The sequence below is a fragment of the Sporomusa sp. 246TCP1 genome (assembly GCF_057319775.1).
In genome coordinates, this window is the sequence record NZ_CM170492.1 from 954,206 (window position 1) to 975,000 (window position 20,795).

18 protein-coding genes, 7 tRNA genes, 3 rRNA genes and 1 other RNA gene (1 of these 29 cut by a window edge) are annotated in these 20,795 nt (G+C 45.6%); 28 read left to right on the forward strand and 1 reads right to left on the reverse strand.

Annotated features, from left to right (window positions below; genetic code table 11):
* Positions 1-2 precede the first annotated feature (2 nt).
* From AC1ECB_RS04580 to AC1ECB_RS04645, 14 genes are all read left to right on the forward strand, one after another.
* The gene (locus AC1ECB_RS04580; protein WP_485667662.1) at positions 3-1,076 is read left to right on the forward strand and encodes a cobalt-precorrin 5A hydrolase; all 1,074 of its coding nucleotides are present in this window, start codon (positions 3-5) and stop codon (positions 1,074-1,076) included.
* Positions 1,077-1,096: 20 nt separating this feature from the next.
* On the forward strand, positions 1,097-1,786 hold the full coding sequence (gene cobJ / locus AC1ECB_RS04585; RefSeq protein WP_485669280.1) for a precorrin-3B C(17)-methyltransferase: 690 nt from the start codon (positions 1,097-1,099) through the stop codon (positions 1,784-1,786).
* Positions 1,783-2,544 (forward strand): precorrin-6A reductase, encoded by a 762-nt coding sequence (gene cobK / locus AC1ECB_RS04590; protein WP_485667663.1) that lies wholly within the window; start codon positions 1,783-1,785, stop codon positions 2,542-2,544. The genes cobJ and cobK overlap by 4 nt, the downstream gene beginning before the upstream one ends.
* A 36-nt stretch (positions 2,545-2,580) precedes the next feature.
* The gene (locus AC1ECB_RS04595; RefSeq protein WP_485667664.1) at positions 2,581-3,207 is read left to right on the forward strand and encodes a precorrin-8X methylmutase; all 627 of its coding nucleotides are present in this window, start codon (positions 2,581-2,583) and stop codon (positions 3,205-3,207) included.
* Between the two features lie 62 nt (positions 3,208-3,269).
* On the forward strand, positions 3,270-4,667 hold the full coding sequence (locus AC1ECB_RS04600; protein WP_485667665.1) for a cobyrinic acid a,c-diamide synthase CobB: 1,398 nt from the start codon (positions 3,270-3,272) through the stop codon (positions 4,665-4,667).
* Between the two features lie 5 nt (positions 4,668-4,672).
* Positions 4,673-5,254, forward strand: a complete 582-nt coding sequence (gene cobU, locus AC1ECB_RS04605; RefSeq protein ID WP_485667666.1) for a bifunctional adenosylcobinamide kinase/adenosylcobinamide-phosphate guanylyltransferase — start codon at positions 4,673-4,675, stop codon at positions 5,252-5,254.
* Positions 5,247-6,779: a cobyric acid synthase gene (locus AC1ECB_RS04610; RefSeq protein ID WP_485667667.1), complete on the forward strand. Its 1,533-nt coding sequence runs from the start codon at positions 5,247-5,249 to the stop codon at positions 6,777-6,779. Before cobU ends, AC1ECB_RS04610 begins: the two co-directional genes overlap by 8 nt.
* Positions 6,780-6,781: 2 nt before the next feature.
* The gene (gene cbiB / locus AC1ECB_RS04615) at positions 6,782-7,738 is read left to right on the forward strand and encodes an adenosylcobinamide-phosphate synthase CbiB (RefSeq protein ID WP_485667668.1); all 957 of its coding nucleotides are present in this window, start codon (positions 6,782-6,784) and stop codon (positions 7,736-7,738) included.
* A 28-nt stretch (positions 7,739-7,766) separates the two neighbouring features.
* The gene (gene cobS, locus AC1ECB_RS04620) at positions 7,767-8,492 is read left to right on the forward strand and encodes an adenosylcobinamide-GDP ribazoletransferase (RefSeq protein WP_485667669.1); all 726 of its coding nucleotides are present in this window, start codon (positions 7,767-7,769) and stop codon (positions 8,490-8,492) included.
* Between the two features lie 38 nt (positions 8,493-8,530).
* Positions 8,531-9,412, forward strand: a complete 882-nt coding sequence (locus tag AC1ECB_RS04625) for a GHMP family kinase ATP-binding protein (protein ID WP_485667670.1) — start codon at positions 8,531-8,533, stop codon at positions 9,410-9,412.
* Positions 9,402-10,502, forward strand: a complete 1,101-nt coding sequence (cobD, locus tag AC1ECB_RS04630; RefSeq protein ID WP_485667671.1) for a threonine-phosphate decarboxylase CobD — start codon at positions 9,402-9,404, stop codon at positions 10,500-10,502. The genes AC1ECB_RS04625 and cobD overlap by 11 nt, the downstream gene beginning before the upstream one ends.
* 4 nt (positions 10,503-10,506) lie before the next feature.
* Positions 10,507-11,115 (forward strand): alpha-ribazole phosphatase, encoded by a 609-nt coding sequence (gene cobC, locus AC1ECB_RS04635; RefSeq protein ID WP_485667672.1) that lies wholly within the window; start codon positions 10,507-10,509, stop codon positions 11,113-11,115.
* A gap of 25 nt (positions 11,116-11,140) precedes the next feature.
* Positions 11,141-11,467, forward strand: a complete 327-nt coding sequence (locus AC1ECB_RS04640) for a cupin domain-containing protein (RefSeq protein WP_485667673.1) — start codon at positions 11,141-11,143, stop codon at positions 11,465-11,467.
* 231 nt (positions 11,468-11,698) lie between these two features.
* Complete coding sequence (locus AC1ECB_RS04645; RefSeq protein WP_485667674.1) at positions 11,699-12,352, forward strand: calcium-binding protein; 654 nt, start codon at positions 11,699-11,701, stop codon at positions 12,350-12,352.
* Between the two features lie 246 nt (positions 12,353-12,598).
* On the opposite strand, the gene AC1ECB_RS04650 is transcribed toward AC1ECB_RS04645, so the two are convergent.
* A complete protein-coding gene (locus AC1ECB_RS04650) occupies positions 12,599-13,516 on the reverse strand; it encodes a LysR family transcriptional regulator (RefSeq protein WP_485667675.1) in 918 nt (305 codons plus the stop codon).
* 196 nt (positions 13,517-13,712) lie between these two features.
* Between AC1ECB_RS04650 and AC1ECB_RS04655 the strand changes: the two genes are divergently transcribed.
* The 14 genes from AC1ECB_RS04655 to AC1ECB_RS04720 form a co-directional block, all read left to right on the forward strand.
* On the forward strand, positions 13,713-14,249 hold the full coding sequence (locus AC1ECB_RS04655) for a DJ-1/PfpI family protein (protein WP_485669281.1): 537 nt from the start codon (positions 13,713-13,715) through the stop codon (positions 14,247-14,249).
* Positions 14,242-14,829 (forward strand): DJ-1/PfpI family protein, encoded by a 588-nt coding sequence (locus AC1ECB_RS04660; RefSeq protein WP_485667676.1) that lies wholly within the window; start codon positions 14,242-14,244, stop codon positions 14,827-14,829. Before AC1ECB_RS04655 ends, AC1ECB_RS04660 begins: the two co-directional genes overlap by 8 nt.
* 44 nt (positions 14,830-14,873) lie before the next feature.
* Positions 14,874-15,623 (forward strand): MBL fold metallo-hydrolase, encoded by a 750-nt coding sequence (locus AC1ECB_RS04665; RefSeq protein ID WP_485667677.1) that lies wholly within the window; start codon positions 14,874-14,876, stop codon positions 15,621-15,623.
* A gap of 583 nt (positions 15,624-16,206) precedes the next feature.
* A tRNA-Leu gene (locus AC1ECB_RS04670) sits at positions 16,207-16,291 on the forward strand.
* 6 nt (positions 16,292-16,297) lie between these two features.
* A tRNA-Leu gene (locus AC1ECB_RS04675) sits at positions 16,298-16,384 on the forward strand.
* A gap of 18 nt (positions 16,385-16,402) precedes the next feature.
* Positions 16,403-16,479 (forward strand) — tRNA-Val (locus AC1ECB_RS04680).
* A gap of 6 nt (positions 16,480-16,485) precedes the next feature.
* Positions 16,486-16,562 (forward strand) — tRNA-Ile (locus tag AC1ECB_RS04685).
* 7 nt (positions 16,563-16,569) lie between these two features.
* Positions 16,570-16,645 (forward strand) — tRNA-Trp (locus AC1ECB_RS04690).
* A gap of 102 nt (positions 16,646-16,747) precedes the next feature.
* A tRNA-Pro gene (locus tag AC1ECB_RS04695) sits at positions 16,748-16,824 on the forward strand.
* 98 nt (positions 16,825-16,922) lie between these two features.
* Positions 16,923-16,997: transfer RNA gene (locus tag AC1ECB_RS04700), tRNA-Cys, on the forward strand.
* 3 nt (positions 16,998-17,000) lie between these two features.
* Positions 17,001-17,173: non-coding RNA, 6S RNA (gene ssrS, locus AC1ECB_RS04705), on the forward strand.
* 294 nt (positions 17,174-17,467) lie between these two features.
* A 16S ribosomal RNA gene (locus AC1ECB_RS04710) occupies positions 17,468-19,023 on the forward strand.
* Between the two features lie 369 nt (positions 19,024-19,392).
* Positions 19,393-19,503, forward strand: a 5S ribosomal RNA gene (rrf, locus tag AC1ECB_RS04715).
* A 362-nt stretch (positions 19,504-19,865) separates the two neighbouring features.
* A 23S ribosomal RNA gene (locus tag AC1ECB_RS04720) occupies positions 19,866-20,795 on the forward strand (it continues 1,988 nt past the right edge of the window).
* Together the 16S, 23S and 5S rRNA genes form the textbook arrangement of a ribosomal RNA operon.

Sequence of the window (20,795 nt, forward strand, 5' to 3'; positions counted from 1 at the left end):
CTGTGAAAGTAGCAGTCATTTCAGTAACTAATAAAGGCGCTGAATTAGCCAGCAAGATAGCGCCGCTTATCGGGCCTGAAGTTGATATATATGCAAAGGTTGGGCGAAATCCGTGCAATGAACCTCATACCTACTGCTGTTTAGGTGATTTGGCCGGTGAACTATTTTCAAATTATGATGGTTTGCTTTTTATTATGGCAGCAGGTATTGTTGTGAGAGTGATTGCACCCTATGTTAGAGATAAACGGGTTGACCCGGCGGTAGTGGTTATGGATGATGGCGGCAATTTTGCAATTAGTTTGCTGTCAGGTCATATTGGCGGTGCCAATGAGCTGGCGCAGCGGGTGGGGAGTGCTGCCGGGGCCACGCCTGTAATTACGACAGCAACAGATGTTGCAAAATTACCGGCTGCCGATGTACTTGCCGCCAAACTTAACCTGGTGATAGAACCATTTAATTCTTTAAAGACAATTAACGCGGCCATTGTAAATGGTGATAATGTAAAATTCTTCCTGGATAGAGAGCTGGCCGGACAGGAGCAATATATTTGTTTGGCGGCAAAACAGGGGGTCGTGCTGGCTGATAGTAGTGGATTAGCTCTTAGCGAGGAATATGATGCAGCCGTTGTAATTACCGACAGGAAACTAAGTATCCCCAAACCACACCTGTATTTGCGTCCCGGTAGTTTAGCCATAGGTCTTGGCTGCCGGCGCGGCACGACCAGTGCTGAAATTTTAGCAGCTATCAGTCAGGCTTGTTTGACTGTTAAACGCAGTAGTAACAGTGTGGCCATAATTGGGAGTACAGTGGTTAAGGAAGACGAAATCGGTCTACTGGCAGCAGCTCGGCAACTGGCAGTGCCGATTAAGTTTTTTTCTAATAAGCAATTGCAAGCGTGTATTGAACAATATGACTTGTCGTTATCAAATTTTGTTAAAGAAAAGATAGGAGTGGGAAATGTATGCGAACCAGCAGCAATTCTAGCGGGGAAAAGCAACAACCTGATTTTGCCGAAAGCGAAGTATCCCAAAGTGACTGTGGCTATCACGCAGGTAAACTATCGGTGGTGGGAATAGGGCCTGGCAGTCAGATTGATATGACACCGCGCGCCAGGCAAGCTATTGAAGGTGCTGAGGTCATTGTCGGGTATGATACTTATTTAGAGTTGATAAAAGATTTAGTGTCTGGAAAAACCATTATCGGCACAGGTATGATGCAGGAAATTGATCGTTGCCAGGCAGCGGTAGAACAGGCAATGGAAGGAAAGCAGGTTGCCGTTATTTCCAGTGGTGATCCAGGTATCTACGGTATGGCCGGCCTGGTGCTTGAACTTGTTGCCAAATATCCGGAGACTGTTCAGCCTGAGGTTAGTGTTGTTCCTGGTATTAGCGCTGTTGGGGCGGCGGCTTCTATTTTGGGTGCGCCGTTAATGCATGATTTTGCTGTCATTAGTTTGAGCGATCTGTTGACTCCCTGGGAGGTTATTCAAAAGAGAGTCGAGATGGCAGTTGCCGGTGATTTTGTTATTGCTATTTATAATCCGAAAAGTATCCGGCGGACAAGTCAAATTGAAACAGTGCGCGAAATTGCACTGAAGCACCGGGGTCCGGAAACTCCTGTCGGTATTGTTCATCACGCCAGTCGTACAAAAGAGAATAGGAAGATCTCAACATTGGAACAGTTTACGAATGAGCATATTGATATGTTTTCGCTGGTCATCATTGGCAATAGTCAGACTTATGTAGCTGATGGAAAAATGGTGACACCGCGAGGCTATCGTCTATGATTTTAGTGCTGGCTGGAACGCTTGATGGCCGGGAATTGGCTGTGCATTTGGCTGCAGCCGGACATCAGGTGCTGGCTGCAGTAATTAGCGAGTACGGGCGAAGTCTAGCTGAATTACCGGGTATTCGTGTTCACACCGGGCAATTGACAGTAGAAGGTATGCAGAATTTAATTGCCGACCAGAACATTACGGTTTTCGTTGATGCCAGTCATCCTTATGCTGTCAATGGTTCGATGAATGCCATGCAGGCCTGTGAACTTGCAGGTATTGAATATATAAGGTATGAGCGTGCCGAAGTTTGTGTGCCTGAGTATGAACGATTATATGTTGCCAGTGATGCTGCTCATGCTGCCAAGCTGGCTGCCAGTCTGGGCAAGGTGATATTCTTAACTACCGGCAGCCGCACGCTCAAAATGTTTAAAACCGAACCGTTATTGGCGAAGTGTCGCCTGATTGCGCGTGTGCTGCCCCAACCTGACGTTGTGCAAGAGTGTGTTGACTTAGGTTTTAATCCAGGTGACATTGTGGCCATCAAAGGGCCATTTTCTCAACAGCTTAATGCTGCACTATTTAAGGAATATGATACCGAAGTCATTATAACAAAAAATAGCGGGACAATCGGCGGCGCAGATACTAAAATAGCGGCAGCCATTGAATTAAACCTACCAATTATTGTAATTGGTAGACCGGATATCAGCTATAGAAATTTATGCCAGACACAAGAACAAGTAATCGATATGGTAAAGAATATGGAATGACAACAGGTAATGTTAATTTACTAGGGAGGTAGCACTATGCCGTATATAAAAGATCCGATGGCTATTGAGACGCGCAGTATGGAAATTATTGCGCCTTATCTGGCTGATTTTCATTTAGATGAACAGACAATCAAGGTGTATTCGCGAATTATTCATGCTGCCGGCGACCCGGATTATGCGAATATAATAAAAGTGCATCCGGAGGCCATCGCCGCAGGTATTGCTGCACTTAAGGCCGGCTGTAATATTTTTTGTGATGTTGAAATGGTGCGTACAGGCATTAATAAACGACGATTGGCCGAATTTGGCGGCCAGGCGTTTTGTTTGGTAGCAGATGAGACAGTGGCTAAGGAAGCTAAGGCAGCCGGTATTACCCGCTCGATGGCGGCGATGCGTAAATTTGGTATGCAGCTTAATGGTGCCATTGTGGCTATTGGCAATGCACCAACCGCGCTGTTTGAAGTACTGACAATGATTAAAGAAGATAATATTAAACCAGCACTGATTATTGGTGTGCCTGTTGGTTTTGTTGGTGCCGCTGAATCGAAGGAATTGCTGCATGCGACTGCACCTGTGCCGTATATTACTGTGCTTGGCAATAAGGGGGGCAGTCCGATCGCGGCCGCCTCTGTCAATGCCGTCATGTATATGTTAGGCCGCTAAACGATAAGCAATCCAATAAACAAGTTTATAGTAATCTTTATTCTGCCGTAGGAGGGGTGCGCATGGACCAATTGAATATTCCAAGAGTTGTGATTGCTGGCGTTAATAGTGGTGTTGGTAAAACAACCATCGTAACCGGGATGCTCGCGGCGTTATCTAAGCGTGGCTTTAAAGTCCAATCCTATAAGGTGGGTCCTGATTATATTGATCCGGGTTTCCATCGTTTAGCCAGTGGTAAAAGTGCGCATAATCTTGATTCCTGGCTGGTGCCGCCGGAATTATTGGCAGATATATTTACCAGTACGGCGGCCCAAAACGATATTGCCATTATTGAGGGCGTTATGGGGCTGTATGATGGCGGGCGCGCTGGTGTTAGCAGCACGGCAACTGTGGCTAAATTGTTAAAGGCACCGGTAGTGCTGGTAATTGATGCTAAATCAATGGGCGAGAGCGCGGCGGCTATTGCGCTCGGCTTTAAACTGTATGATTCAGAAGTGGATTTGGCTGGGGTCATTATTAACAGACTTGGCTCAGAAAGTCATAAGCTGATGGTATGTGAGGCAATGGATAGACTGGGGATTCCGGTTATTGGCACAGTTTTCCGCAATAATGAGCTTAGTATGCCAGAACGCCACCTTGGTTTAACACCAGTTACTGAGCAGGATGCGGTAGCTGTGGTAGATAAAATAGGACAGCAAGTGGCAGAGCAGGTGGCCTTAGATAAGCTGGTGACTGTGGCTAAAACTGCCGGCCCGCTTCCCAAGCATCATGCACCGGCAAAGAGCAAACATAATCAAACACCAATCCGTATTGGCGTAGCCCAGGATGATGTTTTCACTTTTTACTATCCATCAAGTCTGGAAGTTTTAGCTGAGTTTGGTGCGGAAATTATTCCGTTCAGCCCGCTTATGGATAAACAATTGCCTACAGTTGACGGTATTATATTAGGCGGTGGTTTTCCAGAAATGTTTGTCAGGGAATTATCAGCCAATATTGGCATGCGGCAGGATATACTGCAGGCTGCTAAGGCAGGTATGCCGATATATGCCGAGTGTGGCGGACTGATGTACCTGGCACGGCAGATTACAGATTTTGATGGCCGGACATATGATATGGCTGGCATTATTCCGGCAGTATGTCAGATGCAGTCTAAACTGGAAACAGTAGGCTATGTGGAAGCTAAGGCATTAACCAACAATGTACTATGTACGACTGGGGAAAGTCTGCGGGGGCATGAATTTCATTTTTCTCGGATGTTGCCTGAGGTAAGCAGTGCAGAGTTTCCGTGGGCTTTTGCCTTTAAAAAAATGCGGACAGGTGCTATTTATCAGGGCGGCTATGCGGCAGGAAATGTATTAGCATCTTATCTGCATATGCATTTTGCGGGCAATAGACAAGCTGCTGAGCAGTTTGTCACGCGGTGCGCTCAGTATAGACACCTAGCAGGACTGGAGATGTAGCTACGATGGCAGGTAAAATTGTTTTGGTTACCGGCGGTGCCCGCAGTGGTAAAAGTACATTTGCTGAACAGATAGCCGCTCGCGGCGGACGGAGGGTAGCATATATTGCTACTGCTCAAATCTATGATGAGGAAATGAAAGAACGGGTGAGTATCCATCAAAGCCGCCGTCCCGCCAACTGGCTGACTTTTGAAGCTCCTTATAATGGCGACGAGGCCATGGCAAAAGCAGCTTTGAGTGCAGACACTGTATTATTTGATTGTCTGACACTTTATACAAGTAACTTACTCTTAGCACCTAAGGCACCAAGTGACAGGGAAGAACGCCGGCAAGCTGTGCTTGGCAGCATTGAAAAATTACTGGCAAGTGCTAAACAGGGAAATTGTGATGTGATCTTTGTTTCTAACGAAGTTGGCTTAGGAATTGTGCCAGATAATGCGTTGGCTCGCGAATATCGTGATGTGGCGGGGCTTGTCAATCAAATGGTAGCGGCTAATGCGGATGAAGTATATTTGGTAGTAAGTGGTTTGGCTGTTGAGCTAAAAAAAATAGCCGTTAGTCTGAAGGAGAGTGAACTTAATGGCTAAAGCAATTATGCTGCAGGGAACAAGCTCCCATGTTGGCAAAAGCATTTTAACTACGGCGTTATGCCGGATTTTTAAACAGGATGGTCAGCGGGTAACCCCATTTAAAGCACAAAATATGGCACTTAACTCTTATGTTACCAAAACCGGTGGCGAAATGGGTCGGGCACAAGTGGCTCAGGCCGAAGCAGCCGGACTGGACCCGACTGTCGAAATGAACCCGGTATTACTAAAACCGACAGGTAATTCCTGCTCACAGGTCATTGTTATGGGCAAGCCTGTGGGTAACATGTCAGCAAAGGAATATCATGCCGGTTATAGTCTGAAGGCTCTGGGGGTAGTGACCGAGTGTATCCAAAAGCTGCACAAAGACTTTGATACTATTGTCATTGAAGGAGCCGGCAGCCCGGCGGAGGTTAACCTTAAAGACAATGATATTGTTAATATGCGTGTTGCTAAACTGGCTGGTGCACCAGTTCTGCTTATTGCCGATATTGATCGAGGCGGAGCCCTAGCTTCCATTGTCGGGACACTGGAATTGCTAGACACGGATGAACGTGCGTTGGTCAAAGGCCTGATTATTAATAAATTCCGGGGCGATATTACCTTACTGAAACCAGCATTGGATTTTCTTGAAGTGAAGACAGGTAAGCCGGTTATTGGCGTTGTGCCACATCTTGACAGGCTGGGGATTGATGATGAAGATTCTGTATCACTGGAGGATAAAGAGCAGCCGGAGAAAGTCAGCGAGCTTGATATCGCCGTATTGCGTTTGCCGAAGATATCCAACTTTACTGATTTTGATGCGTTAGCTAATGAAAGTGATGTCCAGGTGAGATATGTGCGCCAGGGGGAAGCTATTGGCAAACCAGATCTGATTATCCTGCCAGGCAGTAAAAATACCACGGAAGATTTATTGTATCTTCGCCACAATGGCTATGAACAGGAGCTTATCAAGCTGGCTAAAAGCGGTACGCCGCTTGTGGGCATCTGCGGTGGTTATCAGATGTTGGGGCGGGAGGTACAAGACCCTGAACATACAGAGTCAGACCTGGACAAAGTTATGGGCTTAGGTCTTATCGACAGTATTACGATCTTTGAAGCCAATAAAGTAACCCATCAAGTTAAGGTGGCGGCGTGTAACCATAAGTTTTTAGGGATTAATTATAGTGGTCACAACTTGGCCGGTTATGAAATTCATATGGGTCGTACCCAGTTTTTATCCCCGGTAGATGCTGCTTTTACTATTGCCACCCGGTCAGGTAAGCCAGTACAGTTGACTGACGGCGCTATTTCTGCCGACGGTTTGGTTATGGGTACCTATATCCACGGAATTTTTGACAATGACACCTATCGGCGGGCGGTGCTGGATGCGCTGAGAGTGCGCAAAGGGTTAGCGCCGTTAGGAGTAATCAAGGATACGCAGGCGCTTAAAGATGCCGCCTATAACCGGTTGGCTGACGTTGTCCGGCAGAGTCTGGATATGGATCTCGTCTACCGGATTATGAACGAAAATAATGGTAGATAGCTATGACAGAGTATGTAATAGTCGGAGCAGTCATCCTTGACCGTTTGGTTGGCGATCCTCGGACAGCACTTCATCCGGTAGTTATTATCGGCAATTTTATTGCCTGGTTGGAACGACGGCTTTTGCAGGCCACTCATGCACCGGTTTATAAAAAGCTGGCTGGTGCAGTTCTCGTTCTTAGTGTGCTGGCAGTAGTATATGGCGTAGTGTGGCTGGTTATGGTGGCTTTAAGTTCGCTTCATTCCTGGGCTGGTTATATTGGCGGTGCAGTGCTGCTATCGTTTACGATATCAACAAGAAGTTTGGCGGAAGCCGGACGGGAGATAGCAGGCTTTCTGAGTAGCGGCAATATGGAACAGGCCCGCTATAAGGTGGGCTGGATTGTCGGGCGGGATACCGCTGAACTCAATACTGCCGAAGTGACCCGGGCCACTGTTGAGACAGTGGCAGAGAACATTGTAGATGGCATTATCTCACCGCTTTTTTATGCTGCAATCGGCGGTGTACCATTGGCTTTTTTATATCGTGCGGTTAATACTATGGACTCGATGGTTGGCTATAAAAACGAAAAATACCAGGATTTTGGCATGGTTGCTGCCCGGGTTGATGATGTGTTTAACTATATTCCCGCGAGAATTACCGGTTTACTGATTATTTTGGCAGCAGCTTTGCTCAAACAGAATGCGAGTGGCGCTTTTCAGGCCATCAAGCGCGATGCGGTTAAGCATCCCAGCCCCAACAGTGGTTATTCTGAAGCTGGTGTGGCCGGAGCATTAGGGATTAGACTGGGTGGACTTAATTATTATGGTGGGGTGGCCTCGTTGCGTTCTTACATGGGTGAGGCAAAGTGTGAGCTTGAGCCAATACATATTGAGAATACGATCCAAATTATGTATATGGTGACAATTTTGTTTATTGCAGGGACATTAGCTTGTAAATGGTTGTTTGCTTACCTATAGGCAGCCATTCGAGGTGGAGGAATAAAGGTTGAAAGACTTTTTTACCGGATTACAGTTTCTTACCCGCATTCGGCTGGTTGAGCAAAATGATTGGTCACCAGATAGCTTTGGGCGTAGTGTTAAATATTTTACATTGATTGGTGCTATTATTGGCTTGATTTTAGCTGGACTGAATTATGTTCTTAGTCAGTTCTTACCGTCCCATGTGCTGGCAGCGGTCCTTATTATCGCTGAGATTGTGCTTACCGGCGGGCTGCATTGTGATGGTTTTATGGATACGGCTGATGGCGTATTTTCCGGCCGTTCCCGGGAACGCATGCTGGAGATCATGAAGGATAGCCGGGTTGGTGCGAACGGCGTAGTGGCCTTTGGTCTATTACTGCTGCTGAAGTATTCACTTATTATAGATATGACACCGACAATGTTATTTGCTGCACTTATTACTATGCCGGTGGCAGGGCGCATGGTTATGGTAATCAGTATTACTTCGTTTTCCTATGCACGTCCTGAAGGTATGGGGAAAGCCTTCGCGCAATATGCCGGTCGTGCTACCTTAGGTATTACTGCTGCTATCGCTATCGCAGTGGTTGCTGCATTAGGCATCCGGGCCTCAATTAGTGCTGGTGGAGCTGTTGTGGCCGGAATATTGACAGCTCGTTATTTGGCTAACGTTTTGGGTGGTTTAACTGGAGATACCTATGGCGCTGTTACTGAATTGACCGAATTAGCAGTATTGCTCCTATTTGTAATCTAAAGGAAATAAGATTCAATCACTGAAAGGCAGACTTTTCAATGACGATTAAAGTTAAAGCACCCGGCTCATGCGGCGAATTAGTGCAGGGCACAATAAATGGCATCAACTTCTTAATTACCTGTCCGGTGGATTGGTATTCTGAAGTTACCGTAGTTTCCGGTGATAGTATGGTACATACTGAGCCTAAGACTGCCACAGCTGTATCTAAGACATTTGAATATCTTACTGTTTCAGGAAACCTTGGTTTAACTGTGGAATCTGATTTGCCGGTAGGCAAAGGTATGGCATCAAGCAGTGCTGATATTAGTGCTGCTTGTCAGGCTGCTGCACTGGCAGTGGCAGGCCGGCACTTGTCTTGTGACGAGATTGCCGATATTGCTTTAACCATTGAACCAACTGATGGGATTTTCTATCCGGGAATTATTATGTTTGATCATGTGGAAGGCAAAATTCGCCGTTCTTTAGGCAATCCCCCGCCAATATATATTGCTGTTTTCGATGTTGGCGGTCAAGTAGATACACTGGCTTTTAACCACCGTAAGGATCTAGCCGTTTTAAATCAAGCGAAAGAGCCGCAAATTATGGCTGCCGCTAGATTAGTGGCCAAAGGCCTGGAAACTGGTGATGCGCGGCTCATTGGCCAGGGAGCGACGATGAGTGCTGTAGCTAATCAATCGATACTATATAAGCCTTGTCTGGAGCAGGTTATAACGATCAGTCGGGATTTTGGAGCTGTCGGCGTTTGCGCCGCTCATAGTGGCACAGTTCTGGGTGTTATGTTTAGTGCAACTGCCATGAACGGCCATGAAAATTGTATCAAGGAAATAGGTCGTGTCTGCTCGGCAGTAGTCTATCTCAAGACTGTCCGGTTAATTGCCGGTGGGCTTATCATAACAGGAGATGATGGTAGTGATCGCTGAAAAGCAGATAGATAGCTTTGTTCACGGCGGTAATGTGCATGCTTGGGCCAGAGAGAGCGCTGGTGAGTTAGCAGATATACTAGACTATAGTGCGAATATCAATCCGCTGGGCTTGGCTGAGAGTGTTCGGAAAGCTATAATTCAGTCAGTAGGCCAGGTGGTTCATTATCCGGATGTAGAGGCTGCGCTGTTGAAAGCAGCGATAAGCAGGCACTATCATGTGGATGTTGCGCGAATTACGGCTGGCAATGGTGCTGTTGAATTGTTATATGTGTTGACACATACGCTGCGTCCTAAGCGGGTACTAATTCCCGCGCCTGCTTTTAGCGAATATGAGCGGGCTGCCAGGGCGGTTGGTGCAGCAATTGAGTATGCCTATTTAGTACCGGCAAATGATTTTACCATCAATGTAGAGGGGTTAGGCAGCCGTCTAAATGGAATAGATATGGTTTTTATCGGCAATCCTAATAATCCTACAGGTACGCTAGTGACTGTCAGTCAAATAGATTGCTTATTGAAAGCAGCCAGGCAGACGGGAACAATCGTCGTTGTTGACGAATCCTTTATGGACTTTATCATCGGTGATCAGGACTATACTTGCCGGCCATTGCTTACGAAATATGATAATCTGGTAATTATCCATTCACTGACAAAGTTTTATGCTATTCCCGGTCTTAGGCTTGGTTTTGCGTTGACTCATCCTGGTTTAGCGGCTAAGCTTCATGCTGCTAAAGATCCATGGAATGTTAACTTATTGGCACAAACCGCCGGTGTGGCTGCTTTAGCAGATACGGAGTATCAAATAAAGAGCCGGGAGACTGTGAAGGTTGAAAAAAATAGATTCTATACCAGTCTAAAAGCCCTGCCAGGAATAAAGCCATTTGTGCCGGCTGTTAACTACATTTTAATAGATATAAGCCCAAGTGGCTGGACTGCACCGCAATTGCGGCAGGTACTCGCTGCCCAGAGTATTTTAATTCGTGATTGTAGTAATTATCCGGGATTATCTACTAGTTATGTGCGGGTAGCTGTTAAGCTCAATGAACAAAACAAAATTTTGCTCCAATGGTTAGAGCAGGTATTGAGGTGAAGCTATGACTCGATTAATAGTAGTACGCCACGGGCAGACAGTGTGGAATTTAGAACGAAAATATCAGGGACACAGCGATATTGCGCTGACAGACAAGGGGCTCAGGCAAGCGGAGGCCGTTGGCGCGCGTTTAGCTGATGAAAAAATTGATGCCGTTTATGCCAGTGATTTATCGCGCGCTTTCAAAACAGCGGAATGCATTGCGGCCAGGCACAGTCTAACGGTAAGTGTTGTTCCTGCCTTACGGGAAATAAAGTTTGGTGACTGGGAAGGTCTCAATTATGAACAAATTTCTGCGCAATGGCCAGGGCTGCTGGGTAAGTTATGGACAACTCCCGATGAACTTCAAATACCAGGCGGGGAGAGCTTTCAACAGCTCAAAGAACGAGCTTATGCGGCTATCGAAAGAATTGTAGCAGCGCATCCGGACCAGACGGTAGCAGTAGTGGCCCATGGCGGCACAATTGGCACAATTTTATGCGCTATGCTTGGCATTCATTTGAATCATGTGTGGAGCATCAGACAGGATAACACAGCCGTCAATATCATTGAATACTATGATGGCCGGCCGACAATTACGTTACTAAATTGTGTTCGCCACTTAGTAGAATAGGGAGCATTATAGGGATGTGAGGCCGATGAACTTATTTGATTTGCCCAAGATATTGCCAGCGGAAGAACTGGTTGAAACGCTGCTGCCTGACCAGGGGGTTTTGATTGAACGAATTATTTCAACAGGGCAAGTATCGCCGCCAGATTTTTGGTATGACCAGGAACGGGACGAATGGGTAGTTGTATTACAAGGCGAGGCCGCTCTTCAATGGGAAAATGGGAGCGAACAAAAGCTGTTAGCCGGTGATTGGGTCTGTATTCCTGCTCATAAGCGGCATCGGGTTTCCTATACCTCGAAGCAACCGCCATGTATTTGGCTGGCTGTTCATGGAAGATTAGTGTTAAACCTTTGAGCATAGTAAAAGTCAAACGCTTAGTGATTGTGTGAGGTCAAGGACGAAAAGGAATGATCCGGGGGTTTAAAAGAAATAGTCGAAAACCCCAATTATTGACTATTCTTAAGCCTTGAGGTCAAGGATAACCATGATAAAATACAGAAGAAAACGTGGGACAGGGATATTGTTTTAAGAAACATATCTCCTGTCCCTGTGTTTTTCCTGATTATTATGAATGCAGTTGTTAAATTGTTTGATAAAGGCCTCTCTATTTCTTCAGGGCTAAGTAATGATAGGGTGTTTGTTGAATGGGGCAGTATTAATTCAGTTAAATTTACGCGGAACAGGAATGCTATTGTTGAAATTTTGGGTGCAGACGGGCTTGTGCGGTTGCAAAAAATTAAGAAAGAAATTGACTTGAACAAATTTAAAAAAATATTAAGAAGCCAACTGATCAACGTCAAAATTGAATATATTAATGTTCAAACGCCAGCAATATCATCGCTGGAATTCAAACGTGCGGAAAAACGTTACGATAAACAGGAGCAGCGTGTCAAGGATTTCATCAGAAATTGCGGATATGAAGATGATGAACAAATTTTAGAAGCGTGGAAAAACCGGCTTCAAGAGGAACTTATATTTCCTTTTGAAGCGGAAATAATTGATGAGCCTGGCCCATTGATGATTGGCAATATCTTGAAAGTTACGGGAATAGAAGAGATTATAGATGATAAGTATGGAATACTTGTCGCTGTAAGATTTGGTAGAAGAAAGTACATCTGGACTCTTTGCGATCTTGAACTGGTCGAAAAAACAAGTAGGAATTTTCAACCAGTAGTGATTATGCTATGTGGTTTGCTAATAGATGGATCGAATAAGAGCGGGTATCTATTACTACTATAATAATCTCTAGGGCAATCGCTTACATTTTTTCAACTAACGCTTTATGCGTTGAGTGATTCTGTTAGCACCGTTTGAGCAACAACAAGAATGTACAAGTATATGACGATAGTAGATTGATTGTAAGTTTGCTTGATGGTACAGAAATAGAATGCGAAATTAAACAGAAATAGAAAACAGGCCGGTTGGGGTGTAGAATGAATCACCTTGACCGGTTTTTTATGTTTTTTCGGCAAGAATTTGGCAGGGTCAGGGATATAGCTGATGCGTAGTGGGGCCATCGTCTGTTTGCCGCGTACGCACCACCTGGAAAAAAGCCCGGAGTGTAGGTGATATCCATTTATCTTTGTGGTACAACAACTGCACAGTATAATTGGGAATAGGCTCGTCCCATCGGAGAGGCTGTATTTGCCCTTCGGCTAATTCCTTCTCTACCGTAAAACGAGGCAACATAGATATTCCCAAACCAAGCATGATAAGTTGCTTTATTGTTTCGATACTGCTGGCTTCGAGGATGGATTGCGGAGTTGTCCTAAAATCCTTGAGGAATTTTTCCAGCGTTAAACGATAGCTGCAACCCGGTTCAGTGAGAATTACGCATGTTTCGGCCAAGTCATACGGTCTAACCTTTTCCTTCTGAGCCAGCGGGTGGTTTGGAGCTGCCAGGAACAGCATTTGTTCGCGGGAAATATCTTCTGCAATAAGATCATACTCCCAAACCTTGTTATTAATAATTACCCCAACATCGATTCTGTTATTGCGAATGTCGTCATAAATTGCATCGCAGTTTACAAACTTCAGGACCATTTCTACTTTGGGATAAGCCTTTCGATACGCTTGAAGCAATGCTGGCAAGCGATAAGTTCCTAACGATTCATTAGTTCCGATGGTCAAAGCGCCTTGCGGAACATCGGGATTGGCAATCACTTTCGCAGCTTCCGAAGTAAGCTTGATTACTTGTTCAGCATATGGCAGCAAAGCTTTTCCCTGAGCAGTCAGACATATGCGATGTCCAAGCCGTTCAAACAGTCTTACTCCCATCTCGTTTTCCAGATTCTGAATGTGGGTTGTTATGGTTGACTGAGCATATCCCAGCGCATCTGCCGCCTGCACAAAGCTTCCCTGTTTTGCGATAGTTACAAATGTTTTGAGTTGTCGAAGTTCCATGATCATCACCCTTGGTTCAGTAATTTCGAATGTTACGTTCTAATTATTCAATTTTATCATTTGTTACGTCTATGATAAGATAAATCACAAGAAACTGCTATAGAAAATTAGGTGGTGATCTGATGAAAACAAAAAAAGTGTTGCTTTTGCTGTCAACGGTTTTGAAGCCTATGAAGCCAGCGTCTTTACGGATGTACTGGGCTGGAATAAGCAGAAGGGTGACGGCTGCACCGAGGTAATAACCTGCGGCGGCCGCAAGGAATTGAAGTGTACCTGGAATTTCACCGTTATTCCCGAAATGTTGCTTTCGGAAGTTGACGTGAATATGTTTGACGCACTGGCTATTCCCGGCGGTTTTGAGGAAGCCGGCTTTTACACCGATGCTTTCAGCGATGAATTTCTTTCTGTCATTCGTGAATTTGACCGGGCAAACAAAATCATCGCCTCCATATGCGTTGGAGCTTTACCGGTAGGCAGAAGCGGCGTACTGAAGGGGCGCAAAGGAACTACATATCATCTAAATAATGGTTATCGACAAGATCAATTAGCGTCTTACGGAGTGGAAATAGTTGACCAATTAATGGTGATCGATAAAAATATAATAACATCTTCTTGTTTATTCACTGCTTTGAATGTGGCGTTTACTTTGCTAGAGATGCTGACATCGCCGGAAAACTGCTATAAAGTAAAACATTTAATGGGGTTTAATAAGGAGGGGCTTATTTATGAATAACGTAGGTATTTTTTTATTCAACGATATCGAACTTCTCGATTTTGCCGGTCCGTACGAAGTATTTTCCGTAACATCTGAACTAAATGAGTATCAACTCTTCAAGGTCTTCACTATATCCAGTGATGGCTACGAGATAAGATCTGTAAATGGATTAAGAGTAGTGCCTGACTTCAGCTTTGCTAACCATCCCCCCATCGACATTCTTGTAATCCCCGGAGGAGTGGGAACCAGAGCAGAAATTAACAAACGGGAAGTTCTTGACTGGATAAATAAGACATGCAAAAACTCCCAAATTACCATGTCAGTGTGCTCGGGCGCTAGAATCCTTGGCATCCTTGGCTTGCTTGACCACCTTGAATCAACTACCCATCATGAAGTTGTTGAACACCTAAAGGAGATAGCTCCTAACACCATTATTAGCCAAGGCAAACGCTTCATAGACAATAAAAATATCATGACAGCAGGCGGCATATCCGCCGGTATTGATCTATCCCTTCATATAGTAAAAAAAATTCACGGAGAAGCAATTGTCAATAAAACCATTCGATATATGGAATACGGTGATTGGCAATCACTATGATCCAGCAAGCAGACATTGAAAGGGCTAAAAAGGAGGAGGAATTTATGCGCATTCAACTTATTCGTAGCGCAACGCTGCGCCTTGAATATGCGGGAAAGAGATTGGTCATTGATCCGTACTTAGCAGCAAAACATACTATGCCTTCCTATGCAGGCAAATCACTAAATCCTCTGGTGAATTTAAAATGTTCCCCCAATGAAGTGATAGAGGGAGCGGATATGACTATTATTTCGCATTTGCATTCCGATCACTTTGACCCTGTTGCTCAAAACCTATTGCCAAAGGAAATGCCAATACTATGCCAACCCGAAGATGAGCCTGCAATTAAAGCCAAGGAATTCTCTAATGTAATATCTGTACCAAACAGGATAACATGGAACGAAATTACGGTTACCCGTACCCATTGTGAACATGGAAGTGGCAAGGTTTTGAAAGAGATGGGGAATGCGTCTGGCTTTGTTTTCCAGGCAAAAAATGAACCGACTATCTATTGGCCAGGGGATACAATTTGGTGTGAAGCTGTTATGGACGTTATTAAGAAAATTCAGCCTAAAATTATTATCACACACTCATGTGGTGCTGTATGGGGAGATAATGTTCCCATTGTGATGGATGCTCTCCAAACGGTAAAATTATGCCAGGTTGCCTCTGATAGCATAGTGATTGCCACACATATGGATTCGCTGGATCATGCGACCGTCACCCGCGAAAATTTGCGAAAGTATGCTGAAGCAAATAATATTTTTCCTGAAAAGCTTTTAATCCCTGAAGATATGGAGGAGTATACCTTCTAGTCCGCATTCCGCAAAACATTGGGGCTTGTCCAATCCGTGTTGCCTTCATACCGTGCCAACGAAAGTGGTTAAAAGAAAATGGAAAGCTATTATCTCGTATAAAATAATCTACAGTGAATCAATCATTTTGGATAAAGTAAGTACCATCTTAGTTAAGATTCAAAAAGAAGTTCTCTGTTTGCATGTATGATTATGATGGTAGAGGACTTTTCTTTAAATATTTTTATCTACCCTGGTCTGGTGTTTATTGCAAGGCTAATTATAAGGAATTAGTAGGTACCTACTTATCCACCAAGTAATCTCTTTTCTGGTATACAGATTTGTATTTTGCATTGGTGGAAAAGATAACGGTTTATGATGGCGGTAGGTTAATAGTGAGTTTGGTGATGGGACAGAATTTGAGTGCGTCCATTGAATAGTGACAAAACAATGATCCGATTGAGGTGGAGTGAAATCCACCTCAACCGGCTTTTGCTTTTTATAGATTAATAGTAACATTCGTAAAAAACGGGATAAGAAATTGAATTGTCGTATACTAGTTGACAATAATCAAAACAACTGGTATAGTATTAATTTTGAGGACGCGGGAGTGGCGGAACTGGCAGACGCACTAGACTTAGGACCTAGCGCCGCGAGGCGTGCAGGTTCAATTCCTGTCTCCCGCACCAATAAATGCCGGAGTGACGTAATTGGCAGACGTAGCAGACTCAAAATCTGCCGGGGGCAACCTCGTGTCGGTTCGAGTCCGACCTCCGGCACCATATCTGTATATAGTATTTGGGGTTATAGCTCAGTTGGTTAGAGCGCTTCGTTGACATCGAAGAGGCCAGCGGTTCGAGCCCGTTTAACCCCACCAAACTTTGGATCTATAGCTCAGCTTGGTAGAGCATTCGGCTCATAACCGACTGGTCCTAGGTTCAAATCCTAGTAGATCCACCATATATCTAGGGGTATAGCTCAATTGGTAGAGTAGCGGTCTCCAAAACCGTTGGTTGAGGGTTCAAGTCCTTCTGCCCCTGCCATATAAGCAGAGAGTCCAAGAAGACGAGCCATAGGCGAAGATCTGATTGGTACGAATCGCTTAGTTCTGAGCGGTAGCGAAGAACATCCTACAGTATAATAATCGGGGCGTGGCTCAGTTTGGTAGAGTACCTGGCTTGGGACCAGGGGGTCGCAGGTTCGAATCCTGCCGCTCCGACCAGATACCATTATAGATCAGAAAAGCTGAATCTTTTTTACCGTCAAATAATTAGTTGACATAATTAAAATAATCTGATATAGTAATAAGTCCGAAATGATGGCGATATGGCCAAGTGGTAAGGCTAAGGTTAGCAAGACCTTGATCCCCTAGTTCAAATCTGGGTGTCGCCTCCAAAAAAATTCCTGGAATGCATGTTATCTTAGCTATGTCCAACCTACTTACTATATAGGGAATTCAATGGTATGTAGCTGTCGAGCCACGATTGAGTGGAGGACAAAAACAAACTTAAGGATGCCCACCTGCTAGGTGCAGGTTTGGACATACAAAGAGACGACATTTTGGGCAACTAATAATTAATTACCAATAAGTAACATTTGACGTAATAACAGTAACGTGATAATCTATAAAAGTCGCTATGAGTGGCGGAAGTAATTGGAAAAAAATAGTGTTGACATAAACAAATGAAAATGCTATTATAACATTCCGCCGTTGAGTAAACGACAACGTTCCCTGAAAACTGAACAATGTAAGTAATGCATCAAAAAAGCCAGATGTGCGGTTGTATGTCGCTTGCGACATATAAAACCAAAAACAATTTCTATTTAATTGATTTATAGAGCCAACAAATGGCTTCAATAATATTTTATTGGAGAGTTTGATCCTGGCTCAGGACGAACGCTGGCGGCGTGCCTAACACATGCAAGTCGAACGGGGAGTTATTTATAACTCCTAGTGGCGAACGGGTGAGTAACGCGTAGACAACCTGCCTCTAAATTGGGGACAACACCGCGAAAGTGGTGCTAATACCGAATGTGGTATCTTAGTCGCATGACTGAGATAAGAAAGGTGGCCTCTGAATATGCTACCGCTTAGAGATGGGTCTGCGTCTGATTAGCTAGTTGGTGAGATAACGGCTCACCAAGGCGACGATCAGTAGCCGGTCTGAGAGGATGAACGGCCACACTGGGACTGAGACACGGCCCAGACTCCTACGGGAGGCAGCAGTGGGGAATCTTCCGCAATGGACGAAAGTCTGACGGAGCAACGCCGCGTGAGTGAAGAAGGTCTTCGGATTGTAAAGCTCTGTCGTTTGGGACGAACGTATCTTGTGTGAATAATGCAGGGTAATGACGGTACCAAAGGAGGAAGCTACGGCTAACTACGTGCCAGCAGCCGCGGTAATACGTAGGTGGCAAGCGTTGTCCGGAATTATTGGGCGTAAAGGGCGTGTAGGTGGATGTTTAAGTCGTGTGTCTAAGTGCGGGGCTCAACCCCGTATAGGCGCAGGAAACTGGAGATCTTGAGTGCAGGAGAGGAAAGTGGAATTCCCAGTGTAGCGGTGAAATGCGTAGATATTGGGAGGAACACCAGTGGCGAAGGCGACTTTCTGGACTGTGTCTGACACTGAGGCGCGAAAGCCAGGGGAGCGAACGGGATTAGATACCCCGGTAGTCCTGGCCGTAAACGATGGGTACTAGGTGTAGAGGGTATCGACCCCCTCTGTGCCGCAAGCTAACGCAATAAGTACCCCGCCTGGGGAGTACGGCCGCAAGGTTGAAACTCAAAGGAATTGACGGGGGCCCGCACAAGCGGTGGAGTATGTGGTTTAATTCGACGCAACGCGAAGAACCTTACCAGGACTTGACATTGAGTGAAAAGCTAAGAGATTAGTTCCTATCCTTCGGGATACACGAAAACAGGTGGTGCATGGCTGTCGTCAGCTCGTGTCGTGAGATGTTGGGTTAAGTCCCGCAACGAGCGCAACCCTTATCCTTTGTTGCCAGCGCGTAAAGGCGGGAACTCAAGGGAGACTGCCGCAGACAATGCGGAGGAAGGCGGGGATGACGTCAAGTCATCATGCCCCTTATGTCCTGGGCTACACACGTACTACAATGGGCTTAAACAAAGCGAAGCAAGCCCGCGAGGGTAAGCCAAACGCATAAACAAGCTCTCAGTTCGGATCGGAGGCTGCAACTCGCCTCCGTGAAGTCGGAATCGCTAGTAATCGCAGGTCAGCATACTGCGGTGAATACGTTCCCGGGCCTTGTACACACCGCCCGTCACACCACGAAAGTTGACAACACCCGAAGCCGGTGGGGTAACCAGCAATGGAACTAGCCGTCTAAGGTGGGGCCGATGATTGGGGTGAAGTCGTAACAAGGTAGCCGTATCGGAAGGTGCGGCTGGATCACCTCCTTTCTAGGGAGAACCGATTCGACGTTCGAAGGTCGACCTTCGATCTTCGACGATAAACACGAATCAACTTCCAGGTCGGTACATTTGGCAGATGCAAGACAGAGATAGAAACCTTGCCTTTTTCGAAAGTCGCAGGTCGAAAATCGATAGTCGAATACTCTTACATTGTTTAGTTTTGAGGGAATGCAAGTTACCAAAACTTACTTGTTGAAATACACAAGTGACTATGGTAACATAGATATTCCTGAAAACAACATATCCAGTGACGATAGCTGTGGGAAGGAAGGTACTCATGTACCTTTGAATGTTACACTGTGTGTTCTGTAGTGTAAAGAGAGTCTTCGTCAAAGCCGTGAGGTAGTATATATACTTAGCGGCGGTAAGACGTGTGACCTGTTCCGCATACCGAACACAGTAGTTAAGCCCACAAACGCCGAAGGTACTTGGTTGGAAACGGCCTGGGAGATTAGGAAGTTGCTGGTTTTGGAACGAAAGTTGCCAGAACTTACTTGTTGAGATACGCAAGTAGTTCTGATAATATAGATGTTCCGCTGTTCCTTGAAAACTGCACAGAAGAAAGCAAAGTAAAATTACCTCTCATATGCAAATATGTGAAGTAACTTAACGAAGCGCAATTAGGATTTAACTGAAGGCAAAACGTAAGCTAAATCATCGGCACAGTAAAATGTAGCCGAGAGACTGGCTAGCGTGCATCAGATGCTAGGCGGAAGGAGGACGCGAACGGAGTCGTACTGGAAGTACGTCGAAGAGAGCGCCCGGACTGACAACAACGCAGATGATGTGCGATAGACAGTCGACAATGTATTAGCAACAAGACTAAAATAAGTCAAGTTATTAAGGGCATACGGCGGATGCCTAGGCGCCAAGAGCCGACGAAGGACGGGGTAAGCTCCGATATGCCAGGAAGAGCTGCAAGCAAGCTTTGACTCCTGGATTTCCGAATGGGGGAACCCGGCGGTGGTAATGCACCGTCACCTAACTTAGGTTAGGAGGGCACCCGGGGAACTGAAACATCTAAGTACCCGGAGGAAAAGTAATCAATTGAGATTCCCTAAGTAGCGGCGAGCGAACGGGGAAGAGCCCAAACCAAATCACTTCGGTGATTCGGGGTTGAGGACTGATAACAATCAAGCTAGGCCTAGTCGAACTACTTGGAAAGGTAGGCCACAGAAGGTAACAGCCCTGTAAGCGAAAGACCGAGCTTGAGGATCAGAATCCAGAGTACCACGGGACACGAGGAACCCTGTGGGAAGCAGGGGGGACCACCCTCCAAGGCAAAATACTCCTTGGCGACCGATAGCGCATAGTACCGTGAGGGAAAGGTGAAAAGCACCCCGGGAGGGGAGTGAAAGAGAACCTGAAACCGTATGTCTACAAGCAGTCGAAGACCCATATGTGGTCAACGGCGTGCCTATTGAAGAATGAACCGGCGAGTTACAGTAACTAGCGAGGTTAAGTGGAAAACACGGAGCCGAAGCGAAAGCGAGTCTAAATAGGGCGAAAGTTAGTTATTGTAGACCCGAAACCGCAGTGATCTATCCATGGCCAGGTTGAAGCGCAGGTAAAAATGCGTGGAGGACCGAACCCGTGAGCGTTGAAAAGCTTTGGGATGAGTTGTGGATAGGGGTGAAATGCCAATCGAACGCGGAGATAGCTGGTTCTCCCCGAAATAGCTTTAGGGCTAGCCTCAGGTAATGAGTATAGACGGTAGAGCACTGATAGGGCTAGGGGTCTTATAGATTACTGAACCTTGT